Origin of the sequence: Mycobacterium sp. SMC-11 (genome assembly GCF_046250095.1) — a bacterium.
Lineage (GTDB): Bacteria > Actinomycetota > Actinomycetes > Mycobacteriales > Mycobacteriaceae > Mycobacterium > Mycobacterium heraklionense_A.
The window spans coordinates 2,911,284-2,924,284 of the sequence record NZ_CP176430.1; the positions used below are offsets into that span (position 1 = coordinate 2,911,284).

At 67.7% G+C, this 13,001-nt stretch carries 16 protein-coding genes; 3 read left to right on the top strand and 13 right to left on the bottom strand.

Going from position 1 to position 13,001, the window contains the following annotated elements; all coding sequences use genetic code 11:
* Window positions 1-20: 20 nt before the first annotated feature.
* The 5 genes from ACKY0X_RS13705 to ACKY0X_RS13725 are packed head-to-tail and all read right to left on the bottom strand — an operon-like array spanning window position 21 to window position 4,438.
* Window positions 21-677, bottom strand: coding sequence for a TetR/AcrR family transcriptional regulator (locus ACKY0X_RS13705; protein WP_409426473.1), 657 nt, complete (start codon window positions 675-677; stop codon window positions 21-23).
* Window positions 678-686: 9 nt separating this feature from the next.
* A complete protein-coding gene (locus tag ACKY0X_RS13710) occupies window positions 687-1,934 on the bottom strand; it encodes a DNA recombination protein RmuC (protein ID WP_409426474.1) in 1,248 nt (415 codons plus the stop codon).
* 37 nt (window positions 1,935-1,971) lie between these two features.
* Entirely contained in the window at window positions 1,972-3,504 is a 1,533-nt protein-coding gene (locus ACKY0X_RS13715; protein ID WP_409426475.1) for a class I adenylate-forming enzyme family protein, read from the bottom strand.
* Window positions 3,505-3,514: 10 nt separating this feature from the next.
* The gene (locus tag ACKY0X_RS13720; RefSeq protein WP_409426476.1) at window positions 3,515-3,964 is read right to left on the bottom strand and encodes a hypothetical protein; all 450 of its coding nucleotides are present in this window, start codon (window positions 3,962-3,964) and stop codon (window positions 3,515-3,517) included.
* 45 nt (window positions 3,965-4,009) lie between these two features.
* Window positions 4,010-4,438, bottom strand: coding sequence for a VOC family protein (locus tag ACKY0X_RS13725; protein ID WP_409426477.1), 429 nt, complete (start codon window positions 4,436-4,438; stop codon window positions 4,010-4,012).
* A gap of 58 nt (window positions 4,439-4,496) precedes the next feature.
* Between ACKY0X_RS13725 and ACKY0X_RS13730 the strand changes: the two genes are divergently transcribed.
* Window positions 4,497-5,984, top strand: coding sequence for a DUF222 domain-containing protein (locus ACKY0X_RS13730; RefSeq protein ID WP_409426478.1), 1,488 nt, complete (start codon window positions 4,497-4,499; stop codon window positions 5,982-5,984).
* 13 nt (window positions 5,985-5,997) lie between these two features.
* Here the strand turns inward: ACKY0X_RS13730 and ACKY0X_RS13735 are convergent, their stop codons facing one another.
* Window positions 5,998-6,219, bottom strand: coding sequence for a hypothetical protein (locus tag ACKY0X_RS13735; RefSeq protein ID WP_409426479.1), 222 nt, complete (start codon window positions 6,217-6,219; stop codon window positions 5,998-6,000).
* A gap of 123 nt (window positions 6,220-6,342) precedes the next feature.
* Between ACKY0X_RS13735 and ACKY0X_RS13740 the strand changes: the two genes are divergently transcribed.
* The gene (locus ACKY0X_RS13740; RefSeq protein ID WP_409426480.1) at window positions 6,343-6,648 is read left to right on the top strand and encodes a hypothetical protein; all 306 of its coding nucleotides are present in this window, start codon (window positions 6,343-6,345) and stop codon (window positions 6,646-6,648) included.
* A 6-nt stretch (window positions 6,649-6,654) separates the two neighbouring features.
* Here ACKY0X_RS13740 and ACKY0X_RS13745 read toward each other — a convergent pair whose 3' ends face one another.
* Genes ACKY0X_RS13745 through ACKY0X_RS13775 form a run of 7 tightly spaced genes read right to left on the bottom strand, consistent with a single transcriptional unit; the run spans window position 6,655 to window position 12,330 of the window.
* Window positions 6,655-7,056, bottom strand: a complete 402-nt coding sequence (locus tag ACKY0X_RS13745; protein WP_308487074.1) for a flavodoxin family protein — start codon at window positions 7,054-7,056, stop codon at window positions 6,655-6,657.
* A gap of 50 nt (window positions 7,057-7,106) precedes the next feature.
* The gene (locus ACKY0X_RS13750; RefSeq protein WP_409426481.1) at window positions 7,107-7,568 is read right to left on the bottom strand and encodes a hypothetical protein; all 462 of its coding nucleotides are present in this window, start codon (window positions 7,566-7,568) and stop codon (window positions 7,107-7,109) included.
* 5 nt (window positions 7,569-7,573) lie between these two features.
* Window positions 7,574-8,311, bottom strand: a complete 738-nt coding sequence (gene dapB, locus ACKY0X_RS13755; protein WP_409426482.1) for a 4-hydroxy-tetrahydrodipicolinate reductase — start codon at window positions 8,309-8,311, stop codon at window positions 7,574-7,576.
* 14 nt (window positions 8,312-8,325) lie between these two features.
* Entirely contained in the window at window positions 8,326-9,330 is a 1,005-nt protein-coding gene (locus ACKY0X_RS13760; protein WP_409426483.1) for an alpha/beta hydrolase, read from the bottom strand.
* A gap of 33 nt (window positions 9,331-9,363) precedes the next feature.
* Complete coding sequence (locus tag ACKY0X_RS13765; protein WP_409426484.1) at window positions 9,364-10,440, bottom strand: PDR/VanB family oxidoreductase; 1,077 nt, start codon at window positions 10,438-10,440, stop codon at window positions 9,364-9,366.
* A gap of 1 nt (window position 10,441) precedes the next feature.
* A complete protein-coding gene (locus ACKY0X_RS13770) occupies window positions 10,442-11,395 on the bottom strand; it encodes an alpha/beta fold hydrolase (RefSeq protein WP_409426485.1) in 954 nt (317 codons plus the stop codon).
* A 26-nt stretch (window positions 11,396-11,421) separates the two neighbouring features.
* Window positions 11,422-12,330: a metal-dependent hydrolase gene (locus ACKY0X_RS13775; RefSeq protein WP_409426486.1), complete on the bottom strand. Its 909-nt coding sequence runs from the start codon at window positions 12,328-12,330 to the stop codon at window positions 11,422-11,424.
* Window positions 12,331-12,687: 357 nt separating this feature from the next.
* Between ACKY0X_RS13775 and ACKY0X_RS13780 the strand changes: the two genes are divergently transcribed.
* Window positions 12,688-12,987 (top strand): PE family protein, encoded by a 300-nt coding sequence (locus ACKY0X_RS13780; protein WP_065038922.1) that lies wholly within the window; start codon window positions 12,688-12,690, stop codon window positions 12,985-12,987.
* The last annotated feature ends 14 nt before the right edge of the window (window positions 12,988-13,001 follow it).

Sequence of the window (13,001 nt, forward strand, 5' to 3'; positions counted from 1 at the left end):
GACATTAGTTGAATCCGATCTCATATTCGATTGCTGACGGTGCGGAATTGCAAGGCGTTGGCCCACAACCGGGTGACCGTGGCGACCAGAGTCTCGAAGTCGGCACCCGAGCCGTGCGCCGCCTCCTCGCCGACGAAGGTGCCGTAGGCGAGCCTGCTGACCATCCCCGACAGCGCCCGCGACGCCAGCAGCGGATCGACGTCGGCGCCGGCGATGCCCCGCGCCTGCAGATCGGCGATGCCGGCGGCATTGCGTTGCACGAACGCGTCGGCTCGTCGTGTGCGGAAAGCACGGAATTTCGGATCGATCTGGGCCACCTGTTCGAGCAGCCCCATCAACTGGGCGTTGCGCCGATACGCCTCCAAATAGGCGCGATTGCTCGCCTCCAGCACCGCATACGGGTCGTCGGAGTCGCTCACCCGCCCCATGCCCGGGTGCATCATGTCCTGCTGGGCCTGTTCGAGAACCGCGGCGAAGATCTCCTCTTTGTTCGCGAAGTAGGTGTAGAACGACCCGGTCGCACACCCGGCGGCCTTGGTGATGTCGGTTAGCTTGGCGTCGAGGTAGCCGTCGCGTTCGAAGACCTTGCGGGCCGCGGCGACCAGGCCCGCCCGGGTGCGCGCCCCGCGCACCGTCGCCGGCAACTGGCGGGCCGGGGCGGCCGGGACGGCATCCATCCGGGCAGCCTAACTGAATTCGATGTCAACTTCACTGACTTCTTCGGCACCGGCGCCGAGCTCGCCGAGCATGGCGTCGGCCTCCGATTCGGGCAGCGATTCCACCCCGCGCAGCTTGCGTTCGATGGCGCGGGTGCGGACGCCGGCGGTGTCGATGGTGTTGCGGGCGGTGTCGAGTTGCTTGCGGGTCTTCTCCAGTACCGCGGCGAACTTTCCGAACTCGGTCTTGACCGCGCCCAGTACCTGCCAGACCTCGCTGCTGCGCTGTTCGATCGCCAGGGTGCGAAAACCCATGCGCAGGCTGTTGAGCAGCGCAGCCAGCGTGGTCGGGCCGGCCAGGGTGACGTTGTACTTGGCCTGAATCTGCTCGAACAGCCCCGGCTGGCGCAGCACCTCGGCGTAAAGGCTCTCGGTGGCCAGGAACAGGATCGCGAAGTCGGTGGTGTGCGGCGGCTCGAGGTACTTGTCGTGGATATCGCAGGCCTCGGATTCGATCCGCCGGATCAGCGCCTGGCGCGCGGCCGCCTCCCCCACGCTGTCGGCGTGTTCCTGCGCGTCGAGCAGTCGCTCGAAGTCCTCACGCGGGAACTTGGCGTCGATCGGCAGTAACACCTCGCGGGCACCGGTGGCGCCGGGTAATCGGATCGCGAATTCCACCCGGGCGTTGGAACCCGGCACCGTGATGACGTTGGTGGCGTACTGCTCGGGCGTCAGCGTCTCGGCCAGCAAGGCGGCCAACTGCGTCTCGCCGAAGATGCCGCGGGTTTTGACGTTGGTCAGCACCCGCTTGAGATCACCCACCCCGGTAGCCAGCGTCTGCATCTCCCCCAAACCCCTCTGCACCGCCTCCAGGCGCTCGGAGATCTGGGTGAACGATTGCGCCAGGCGGGTTTCCAAGGTGGCCTGCAGCTTCTCGTCCACCGTGGCGCGCATCTTCTCCAGTTGCGCGGTGTTCTCGGTTTGTAGGCTCCGCAGCTGCCGATCCAGCGTGGCACCCAGTTTGTCCTGGGTTCCCTGCAGGGTCGATCCGAAGCGGTGCAGGGTCAGCTGCCACTGGTGAAACGCCTGGGCGAGTTCGGCCCGCCCGGCATGCTGCTCTTCACGCAGGGTCCGCTCCACCCGTTCACTGTCGCCGCGCAACGCGGCGAGCTGCGCGGGCGAGATCGCCCCGCCGGCGGGGCGCACAAGCACCACCACTTGGAGGATCACCGCCAGCAGCGCCAGTGAGGTGAGGAGGATCAGCAGTGCCGTGTCCATGCCGGCAAGGTAACGCGACCCACCGACAACTCCGGAGTTACCGCAGCGGCGAGCCCCACCGCACCCGATCGCGCAGCTGTGCCTTGAGCAGTTTGCCGCTGGCGGTGCGTGGCAGCGGCTCGCTCACCACGGTGATGTACTGCGGCACCTTGAAGTCCGCCAACTGGCCTCGGCAGTACTCCAGAACCGCGGCCACGTCGACCTCCTGCTGGTCGCCGAGCAGCACCGCGCCGACCTTCTCCCCCATCACCTCGTCGGGCACTGCGAGCACACACGCGTCGGCCACGCCGGGGGCCGACAGCAGGGCGGCTTCCACCTCGACGCTGGAGACGTTCTCGCCGCCGCGGTTGATGATGTCCTTGAGCCGGTCGATGATGTGGACCCGGCCGGCGTCGTCGACGCGCACCACATCGCCGGTGTGCAGCCAGCCGTCGATGATGGTGGCGGCGGTCGCCTCGGGCCGGTTCCAGTAGCCCCGCATGACATTCGCGCCTCGCACCACCAGTTCGCCGGTGCCCGGATCGTCACCGAGTGGAACCACACCGATGTCTCCCGACGGCACGGCATAGCCGACAGAGTCCGCGTGCGCCACCGCGTCGGAGTCCGGCAGCACCGTCATGAGCGAGGCGGTCTCGGTCATGCCGTAGCCGTTGAACACCGTTGCCGCACCGAATGCCTCGCGCAGTGAGCGCACCAGCGCAGGTGCCGTCGGCGCACCGCCGTAGCCGACCCACCGCACCCCGCTCACGTCGACCGCGGCGAAGGCTGGGTCCCGCAGCAGCAGCGAATAGATGGCCGGCACCGTCACCATCGATGAGATACGTTGCGCGGGAAGCGTTGCGATCAAATCGGGAAGATTCAGCGACGGCATGATGATCGCTGTGCCGCCGGTGTAGGTGGCGACCAGCAGTTGGGAGTTGCAGCCGGTCACATGAAACAGCGGGACCGAGATCAGCGTTCGGTAGTCCTCGCCCAAGTCCCGGGTCCGACCCAAGGTGCGCATCATGTTCTCGGCGTTGGTCACAAACGCCTCGTGGGTGGTGGGCACTCCCTTGGGGCTGCCGGTGGTGCCGGAGGTGTAGAACAGCGCGGCGGTGTCGCCTGCTTCAAGCCCGTCCACCACATACGGTTGGCCATCGGGCAGGGCGGTACCGGGCGCCAGGTCCGCCCGCACGCCGGCATCGGTGAGCACGAAGTCGACTTCCGGTGCGGCCGAACGGGTATTGACGGCAACCGGTATGCCACCGGCCATCAGAGTTCCCCAGAATCCCAGCACCCAGTCCAGTCCCGCCGGGTAGCGCAGCGCGACCCTGTCACCGCGGGCCAGACCGTCGGCCCGCAGCCCGCCGGCCACCCGCGCGGCCCGCCGCCACAGCTGCCGGTAGGTCAGCCGGTCGCCCCCGAGCTCCACCACGGCTTCACCGTCGGGCCGCTGCTCCGCCTGCTCGGCCAACACCTCGAGCAGGGTCGCCGGAAGCTGGTCGTAGTGCGGGACACCATCACGGTCGCGGATCACCCCGGATGCTGGAAAAGGGTTGTGGTGCCGCGCTATTTCGACGACGTGCGTCATGAGCAGTCCGTCATCGCCTACGGTGCAGGCTGTGCGTCACCACCCGGACCGTCCCGCGCAGCGCGTAGGCCGCGGACACGATGCACGCGAGGATCAGCACGACGAACATCGGCAGCCAATTGCCGCGGTCATGGTTGATGTGCCACCAGACGTAGGTGAACAGCACCGAGGAGACGAAGAAAACCACGTCGCGCCAGTTGCCCTTGTAGGACAGCGCCGCCTCGCGTAGCGCTCGGGTGCGATCGGAGGCCGCGACCAAGTCGTCGATGCGCTCGTCGATGGTGCGCTGCAAATCCGCTCGCCGCTGCGTCTGCTCGGCGGGCAGCCGATCGAGCAGGTCAAGGTCCTGTTTGATCAGCGCGCGAACATCCGGACCTTTGAGCTGCCCGGCCGCCGCCGTCAGCAGGGCTCCACCGAAGATCGGTGCCGCGCCCAGCGCCGCACTCAGCAGTGAGGGCATCGTCGTGCCGTTCCTTTCCCGTTACTTCTCGGCCACCCTACGACCTCAACCGAGACTTACCGTGCCATCGGGCGCGATCCGCCAACCCGGGTTGTGGGCGATCTCCCAGATCAGCCCGTTGGGATCTTGGACGTGGGCGTGGAACACGCCACCGAACTGGCCGGGTTGCGGAGGCTTGATCACGATGCCACCCGCGGCGGCCATGGCGTCGGCCAGCGCGATGACGGCGTCGGGGCTGTCGACGTTGTGCGCCACGGTGACCCCGGAGACCCGGGAATGATCGCCGAGCAGCGCCAGGTCTTGGTTGAACTTGTCGGCATCGAAGAAGCCCAGCACCTGGCCCGGCGCCGCCTGATAGAAGACGATCTCGCCCTCGACGTCTAGCAGGGACTGCCAGCCCAGCGCCCCGTAGAAGTTCCGGGTCGCGTCCAGATCGGTGGCCGCGACGGTGACGAAGTGCACCTGTTGCTCCATGCGGCCGAGCCTAGAACGGCGCAGCATTGTGTCAGACCCCCTCACTAGAATCGCACCTATGTTCGATATGGACGGGTTGGGGCCGGGGTCGTTGGCGGGGGCCGACGACAAGGCCCTGGTGGCGGCCATCTCGGAGTGGGCCCGGATGGAGGCCGCGGCCGCTGCGCGCCGGCTGGCTGCGATCGGCGAGTTGGTGGCTCGGCGTACCCGCGGGTCCGATGCGGTGAACCGGTCGCGCTGGTCCTGCGATTACTGGGACGCCGCGGCCTGCGAGGTCGGCGCTGCCGAGCAGATCAGCCACGGGATGGCGTCCTCGCAGATGTATCTGGCCACGGCGCTGCGGGAACGGCTACCGAAGGTGGCCGCACTGTTTCTCGACGGAGCGATCAACAGCCGGCTGGTGGCCACGATCGTCTGGCGCACCACGTTGATCACCAACCCGTACCTACTGAACGCCGTCGACACCGAACTCGCCGCGATCGCCACCGGCCTGGGGCCCCTGTCGGCGGCCAAGACCGCGGCGGCCATCGACGCCCTGATCGAGCGGCATGACCCCGACGCCGTCCGGCGCCAGGAGCGCGACGCCCGCGGCCGCGAAATTGTCGTCGACACCCGCAACAGCGAAAACGGCACCACCGGCCTGTGGGGCCGGCTGTTTGCCACCGATGCCACCGCACTCCAACGGCGCCTGACCCAACTGGCCCGCACCGTCTGCGACGACGATCCCCGCACCCTGGCCCAACGCCGCGCCGATGCCCTCGGCGCCCTGGCCGCCGGAGCGGAGTCCCTGGCCTGCGCCTGCGGCAACAGCGACTGCCCGGCCGCCGGGGCAGACGACGCCCGCGCGGCCAACGTCACCGTCTACGTCCTCGCCGACCAAACCACACTGAACACCGAAGCCGATCCGCGATTCGGGAATGGCCAAGAGCCGTCAACCATCCCCGCTGGCAAACCCTCGACACGCCCGGCGCCCTCCGGGCAGATCATCGGCGGCGGTACGGTGCCCGCACCGCTGCTGGCCCAGCTCGTCAACAACGGCGCCACCGTCAAACCGCTGCGGCAGCCGGCCGACCTGCCGGCCGAACCGCACTACCGGCCCTCGACAGCGTTGGCCGCCTTCGTCCGGGCCCGCGACCTCACCTGCCGATTCCCCGGCTGCGACCAGCCCGCCACCTACTGCGACATCGACCACGCCGTGGCCCACCCGCAGGGAGCCACCCACCCAGCCAACCTGCGCTGCCTCTGCCGAAAACACCACCTACTCAAGACCTTCTGGACCGGCCGCGGCGGCTGGAGCGACCGCCAGCACCCCAACGGCACCATCGAATGGACCAGCCCCACCGGCCACACCTACACCACACAACCCGGCAGCATGCTGCTATTCCCCGCCCTGTGCCTAGCCACCACCGCACCACCGTCATCACCGTCACCACCGACATCAACCGGCGACCGCACCCTGATGATGCCCACGCGCAAGAACACCCGAATACAAGACCGCGCCCACCGCATCAACAGCGAACGCGCTCTCAACAAGGCGCCACCCTGACGAGGGTGGGCACCTAGCTCTTGAACGGCAGGATCTTGTTGAGCTGGTCGAGTTGCTTGCGCAGGTCGTGGATTAGCGCGGTGCCCCTCGCGGTCTGGGCCACGGCGTAGATGCCGTCCTGTTGTTGTGCCAGCTCCGCGATGTTCTCGTAGGCGACGCGCGCAGACTCCAGCGTGCGCGCAAGCAGGTCCGTGGTGGACTCCGTCGTGGTCGCAGTGTCGTTTGCATGGGTCACGGCATCGCAGCCTATCGCCTCACGATAGGAACTGCGGGAGAACCGCGGGCATAATCTGCGACAAACATCGGCCGCGTCCGGCATAGTCACTCGACAACACGACGCAATGAGAAGGGGTCGACCGTGAAGCGCTACCTCACCGGGGGCCTGACCACCGCTTTGGTGGCCACCGGGCTGGCGGCCGGGTGGCTGATCGCCGCGGCGCCAGCGGCCCAGGCGGGCTGTCAGGACAACCCGCTGCTGTTCTTCTCCACCGCCCAAAAGTGCGACGGTCCGATTCAGCCCGACGGCAGCTGGCAGCGCTGCGTCATCTACTACTACGAGCCGCCGAAATCACCGCCGTCGCAGCAGGATTGCCACTCGATGGGGCCCGGCCGGGATTACCCGCTGCACTCGTTCTACATGCCGGAAAACCACATCGACCCGTAACGGGGCTCAGTCCATCAGCTGCGCGGCCACCGTCGCGCCAAGCTCCCAGCACGCTTCCAGCTCGGGCTTGCCGGGCTTGCCCGACACCACCACGTAGTCGGCCGCTTTGACCCATCCCAGGCCCGTCGTGATGGAGTCGACGGCCCGTTCGGCGCCCTCGGTTCCTTCGTTGCCGTGCAGGTAGAGGCCGAACGGCCTGCCGCGGGTCGAATCCAGGATCGGGTAGTAGCAGACGTCGAAGGCGTGCTTGAGCGCGCCGCTGATATAGCCCAGGTTGGCCGGGCTGCCCAGCAGGTAGCCGTCGGCGGCCAGCATGTCGCTCGGCGACACCTCGAGCGCGGCGCGGCGCACCACGTCGACACCCTCGATCTGCGGGTCCGTCGCCCCGGACAGCACCGCCTCGAACATGGCCTGGCAGAACGGCGAGGGCGTGTGGTGCACCACCAGCAGGGTCTTGCTCACTGCTGCGCCTGCAGCGCGACCGCGGTCTTCATCGCCTCCCGCGCGCGGCGGCGGTCGCCGGCGAACTCGTAGGCCCGAGCCAGCCGGTACCAGCGCCGCCAGTTCTCGGGGTCGGCATCGAGTTCGGCGCGAACCGTGTGGAACAGGGCGTCGGCGGCGTCGCGTTCGATGCGCCCGGACGGCCGCCGCGGCAGGGCGCCGGCGTCGAGTTCCATGCCGTCCTCGGCGATCAGCCGCGACAGCCGCTGGTGGGCGAACCCGTCCCGCAGGGTGGCGACCATCGCCCACAGTCCGAGGAACGGCATGATCAGCAGCGCCAGCCCCATCCCGATCGCCGCCACCGAACCGGAGGCGATCAGCAGCACCGCGATCCGGCCCAGAAACGCCAGATACATCAGCAGCGCCAGGCACATGAAGACGATGAGCACCTTCACCCGGTTGGCCGGCGACACCTTCATCACGACTACTTCAGGTCGAGGAGGGGTTCGATGCCGATCGTGAGCCCGGGGTATTCGGCGACCCGGCGCACCGCCAGCAGGACCCCGGGAACGAATGAGGTCCGGTCGATGCTGTCGTGGCGGATGGTCAGCGTCTCCCCCATGGTCCCGAACAGCACCTCTTGGTGGGCGACCAGGCCGGCCAGCCGGATCGAATGCACCGGCACACCATCCACGTCCGCGCCGCGGGCTCCGGGCAGGCCGGTGCTGGTGGCGTCCGGGTTGGGCGGCAGTCCCTTTCGCGCTTCGGCGATCAGCGCGGCGGTGCGAGTGGCGGTACCCGACGGCGCATCGGCCTTGTGCGGGTGGTGCAGCTCGATGACCTCCACCGATTCGAAGTACTTTGCGGCCTGGGTCGCGAAATGCATCGACAGCACCGCGCCGATGGCGAAGTTGGGTGCGATCAGCACCGCCGAACCGGGCTTGGCCTCGATCCACGAACGCACCTGGGCCAGGCGCTCCTCGGTGAACCCGGTGGTGCCCACCACCGCGTGGATCCCGTTGTCGATCAAGAATTTCAGGTTGTCCATCACGACGTCGGGGTGGGTGAAGTCGATCACCACCTCGGTGCCGCCGTCGGTCAACAGGCTCAGTTCGTCACCGGCGTCGACCTCGGCGGACAGGGTCAGATCTTCGGCGGCCTGCACCGCCGCAACCATCGTCGCGCCGACTTTGCCCTTGGCGCCCAGCACTGCTACCCGCATGGCTGCCACCCTACTTACGACACTTCCCGGCGAGTCTCGTCGGGCCGGTCGGCATCGGCCAGTCGGTCGGCCACGAAGCGGGTCATCAGGTCAAACGCCGCCCGGCTGTCCGGTAGGAATGGGAACAGTGCCGGGAACGCGTGCACCTGGTGGTCCCACAGCTCAAGCCGGCTGGACCGGCCGTGATCCAGCAGCGCCGCGTGCAGCCGTTCGTTGTCGCAGCGCAGGATCTCAGAGTCGGCCGCGATCAGCAGCGCCGGCGGCATGGTCTCCAGCCGGCCGTTGATCGGCGAAAGGTCGTGACGCATCGGCACCGACGGGCACACATGCTCGACGAGGTCCGGCAGCGCGTCCGCGATGCCGAATGCGTCGGTGCCCATGTTCGAGTGAGTGCTGCGGGCCGTTCCGTCGAGCTCCAGCAGCGCCGAAATCCCGATGACTCCGGCGGGCGCCGGCAACCCCTCCTGCTGGGCGCGTAGCGCGGTGGCGAACGTGAGAAAACCCCCTGCGGAGTCTCCGGCGATCACCGTCTTGGCCGGGTCGGCCCCCTGCTCGAGCAGCCAGCGGTAGGCGCCGACACAGTCCTCCACCGAGCCGTCCACGCTTACGTCGGGGAATTGCCGATAGTCGACGTGCACGACCGGCAGCCGGGTGCGCCGGGCCAAGGTCGCCACGACGTGCAGGTGGGTGTCGAGACCGCCGGTGAAGAACCCGCCGCCGTGAAAGTACAAGATGGCGCCGTCGCCCAGCGGGGCGACGCAATCTGCTCGGCGCACAATCTCGACCGGAACCGTTGCGGCGAACTCGCGGGCGAAGCGGATCCGGAAATACGGTCGCAGCCGCTGCAGGCGGGCGACGGTGTTGGTCCGGCGGCCCAACTGCGCCAACAACCCGGGCATGGCCTCGGGGCCGCCGCGGCGGCTGACCCACCGCACCAACCGCGGCATTACCGCCGCAAAGACCGCGTAGATGATTCTGGCCCGCAAACTCCCACGATGAATCTCAGCATCACCAGACATCCGAGCATCCTATCTGCACCGATACGGCTCGAGTCAGGCGTCGACCACGATCCGTCCCCCGTCGGCCCGCGAGACGCAGACCAGCATCTCGTCGCTGCCCTCCGCGGTGCGTCCACGCCGGTCGACGTCCCCGGAGACCACCTTGACCTTGCAGGTGCCGCAGAATCCCTGCCGGCACGAGTATGCGGTGGTCGGATCGGCGTCGAGCATCACGTCCAGCGCCGAGCGGTCCGCGGGAATCGCCAATACCCGACGCGATCGGGCCAGCTCCAGCTCAAACGGCGCCCCGTCGACCACCGGCGGCGGGCTGAACCGCTCATAGTGCAGCGGAGCGTCAGCGAGGTGGTCGCGGGTGACACGGACCGCTTCGAGCATCGCACTGGGGCCGCATACGTACACCGCGGTCTGCGGTCCGGCACCGGCCAACAGCTCCTCGGTGCCCGCGAAGCGCCCGTGCTCGTCGTCGGCCCACACCGTGACCCGCTCGGGATCGGTGGCCAGCACCTCGTCGAGCAACGGCATGTCAGCCCGGCTGCGGCCGGCATACACAGCGCGCCAATCGATTCCGCGCTGGGCGGCCTCACGCAGCATCGGCAGCATCGGGGTCACGCCGATCCCGCCGATCACGAACAGCACCTCGCTCTCACCGGTGCCCAGATAGAACGCGTTGCGCGGACCTTCGAACAGCAGCGTGTCGCCCTCGGCGTAGGCCTGGTGCATCTCGACCGAGCCGCCACCCCCATCGTCGAGCCGGCGTACCGCGATGCGGTACTCGGTGCGACGTCCCGGCATCCCGCACAGCGAGTACTGGCGGCGGCGACCCGAGGGCAACTGCACGTCGATGTGACCGCCCGGCGTCCAGGACGGCAACAGTCCGCCGTCGGGGTCCGCGAGGGTGAGGGCCACCACGTCGCTGGTCAGCATCTCGCGCTTGGTTACGACGGCCGCGATCGTCCGTGACACCGGTGTCACCCGGGACGGCTTCCACCGCGAAAGCGCTGCCATTCCACCGAATACGGTGATCGCACCCCAGAGCGCGTTGAACAGCCGGTCATGCTTTCGCCGGCCGTAAAGGTCGGCGGGTCGCGATTTCCAGATCTGCGCTGTCATGTCAGGCGTGCCGAAGGCCATTGCCGGAAGCGCCGGCACCGCCGGCCGCGCTGTGCTGCACCCACTCGTCGGTGAGGCGGGCGATCACCTCTGGGCGATCGGTCACCACCCAGTGGCCGCCGTCGATGTCGAGCACCCGGTGGTTGGCCGGGATGGATCCGGTGTAGCGCTGCAGGGCCGGGCTGACGAAGACATCCAGGCGAGGCGCCAGCACCTGCACGGCGACATCGGTGGCCGGCAGCGGCCGCGACGGCTTGAGAAACGGCCCCGGCATGTTCGCGCGGTAAAGGTTGAGCCCGTTGACATAGTCGTTCTCGCCCCGGGGCATGGCCTGCTGCGGGTTGCCGGAGCGACCGATGCGGTCAAGCCAGCCAAGCACTCGGACGCCCAGCCCGGACCGGAAGGCCGCCTCGGGAACCCGCGGGGTCAGGAACAGCCAGATGTAGCTCGACTCCAGCAGCTGCCTGACGACGTCGCCGAGTGTCCGCAGGTTGCGCGCCGAGCGCAGGAACCGGCCGGCGTAATCCAGGTGAGGGCCCGAAATCGAGGTGTAGGAACCGACTTTGGCCGCCACGGCGGGGTCGGTGATGGCGGCCCAGCCCTGGATCGAACCCCAGTCGTGCCCCAGGAGGTGAACCCGGTCCAACCCCAGCCGGCCCAAGTGCTCGAGCACCGCGGCGACGTCGGCGATCAGGTGCGGGAATCGGTAGCCCGATCTGTCCGCCGGCGCCGAGGACGTCCCCGCACCACGTACGTCGTAGGCGACGACGTTGTAGCGGCCCGGGTTCTGCTCGATGAGCTCGCGAGCCACCCCGTCCCAGACGTGGTGGTTGTCCGGGTAACCGTGGATCGCCAGGATGGTCGCCCGTTGCGGGTCCAGGTCCGTGTACGCGTGCACCGCGAGGGTCACACCGTCGGCCGACGTCACAGTGGTCGTGGGGGTCATGGACTGCACTCCTCGTTGTTTGCCCGCAGTTCGGGTCAGTGCGTGGCGCGGGCAGCGGGCGACACGGCCAGGTAGTTGACCGCCTTCTCCACCCCACCGAGTTGCGCCGGATGGAAGCCCGGACGGTAGTAGGAGGCGATAGCGGGCAGGAATTCGAACGGCGAGGGCACCAGCCCGCGGCGCGCCGCGACGAACCAGTCCCGCCAGCGCGGCTTGGTTCCGGCCGGCAGTTGCGGGTCCACCTTGTACATGAACCGCAGGCCGCGTACCCACAACAGCAGCATCAGGGGTGTGACGGCCAGCTGCGTACGGACCTGCCGGAAGAAACCGGCCCGCAGGTGCTTCATGACGTCGAATGCGACAGCCTTGTGCTCGACCTCTTCGGCACCATGCCAGCGCAACATGTCCAGCATCGCCGGGTGGGTGCCGACCTCGTCCAGTGCGGGGCTCTCCAGGACCCACTCCCCGAGAATCGCTGTGTAGTGCTCGACGGCGGACACCAGCGCCACCCGCTCCAGTAGCCAGCGCTGCTGGCGACGCTCACTCCAGGTCGGCCGGTCACCGAGTAGCTTGTCGAAGAGCCATTTGATCTGGCTGGTGAACGGCGACATGTCGACGCCGCGAGCGGCTAGGTGGTCGACAACGGCGGTGTGCGCCTGGGAGTGGGTGGCCTCCTGACCGATGAAGCCCTGGACGTCGAGCCGCAACTGGTCGTCTTTGATCAGCGGTAGCGCCTGCTTGAACACCTCGACGAAGAACTCTTCGCCGGCCGGCAGCAACAGGTGCAGCACATTGCAGAAGTGGGTGACGAAGGGCTCGCCTGGCACGTAGTGCACCGGCAAGTCCGACCAGTCGAACCCGACGTCGCGGGCTTGCAGGACGATGCGCTCGTGATCAAGTGACCCGTCATGCGGTCCGGCGGCGCTGTCATCGACCTTGAGCATGGCGAACCTCCCACTAGGGTTTACAAACACCCAATGATTGTCTTCACAATGGACAGATTGCCCGACAGGGTACAACGATACCACCGGTACCGCCTAAATTGGATTGTGACCGTCGCCACTCCCCCCTCGGGTTCGCCGCCGCGGTGCCGCGGTGCGCAGAGCCGTCAAAACGGCCATTTCCGCGCCGTTGTGTAAACGTTGCGCGGCGAACGTTAAGAGGCTGTTAACCAGCTTGGATACCAGCCGGGCTGTCAGGAAATCTGGAGGATGTTCCCAGCAAAGATGTCGAGCAACAGGGTCCGACTCCGAAAGAAGCCGGCCCTTTTTGTTGCCGCCGTAAATTTCAAGGAGAGGCCTTTGTCGTTCGTCAACGCACATCCCGAGACCCTGACAACCGCTGCCGACGCCCTGTCGAGCACTGGCTTTGCGCTCGCTTCGCAAAACGAAGCCGCGAACATCGTGACCACCGCAGTGGTCCCCCCGTCCGCCGACGACGTGTCGGCCATGCTGGCTGCCCGATTCGCCATTCAGGCGCAGCTGTACCACCAGGTCAGCACCCAAGCTACCTCCATTCACGAGATGTTCGTCGCCACTCTCAACGCCAGTGCGAACACCTACGCGACCGCCGAGGCCGCCAACGTGATCGCGGCCGGATAAGAGAGGAGGCACAG

Bases quoted from the DNA above. Each gene is read 5' to 3' on its own strand.
- ACKY0X_RS13705 (WP_409426473.1), bottom strand. From the start codon at position 677: ATGGATGCCGTCCCGGCCGCCCCGGCCCGCCAGTTGCCGGCGACGGTG.
- ACKY0X_RS13710 (WP_409426474.1), bottom strand. From the start codon at position 1,934: ATGGACACGGCACTGCTGATCCTCCTCACCTCACTGGCGCTGCTGGCG.
- ACKY0X_RS13715 (WP_409426475.1), bottom strand. From the start codon at position 3,504: ATGACGCACGTCGTCGAAATAGCGCGGCACCACAACCCTTTTCCAGCA.
- ACKY0X_RS13720 (WP_409426476.1), bottom strand. From the start codon at position 3,964: ATGCCCTCACTGCTGAGTGCGGCGCTGGGCGCGGCACCGATCTTCGGT.
- ACKY0X_RS13725 (WP_409426477.1), bottom strand. From the start codon at position 4,438: ATGGAGCAACAGGTGCACTTCGTCACCGTCGCGGCCACCGATCTGGAC.
- ACKY0X_RS13730 (WP_409426478.1), top strand. From the start codon at position 4,497: ATGTTCGATATGGACGGGTTGGGGCCGGGGTCGTTGGCGGGGGCCGAC.
- ACKY0X_RS13745 (WP_308487074.1), bottom strand. From the start codon at position 7,056: ATGTTCGAGGCGGTGCTGTCCGGGGCGACGGACCCGCAGATCGAGGGT.
- ACKY0X_RS13750 (WP_409426481.1), bottom strand. From the start codon at position 7,568: ATGAAGGTGTCGCCGGCCAACCGGGTGAAGGTGCTCATCGTCTTCATG.
- dapB (WP_409426482.1), bottom strand. From the start codon at position 8,311: ATGCGGGTAGCAGTGCTGGGCGCCAAGGGCAAAGTCGGCGCGACGATG.
- ACKY0X_RS13760 (WP_409426483.1), bottom strand. From the start codon at position 9,330: ATGTCTGGTGATGCTGAGATTCATCGTGGGAGTTTGCGGGCCAGAATC.
- ACKY0X_RS13765 (WP_409426484.1), bottom strand. From the start codon at position 10,440: ATGACAGCGCAGATCTGGAAATCGCGACCCGCCGACCTTTACGGCCGG.
- ACKY0X_RS13775 (WP_409426486.1), bottom strand. From the start codon at position 12,330: ATGCTCAAGGTCGATGACAGCGCCGCCGGACCGCATGACGGGTCACTT.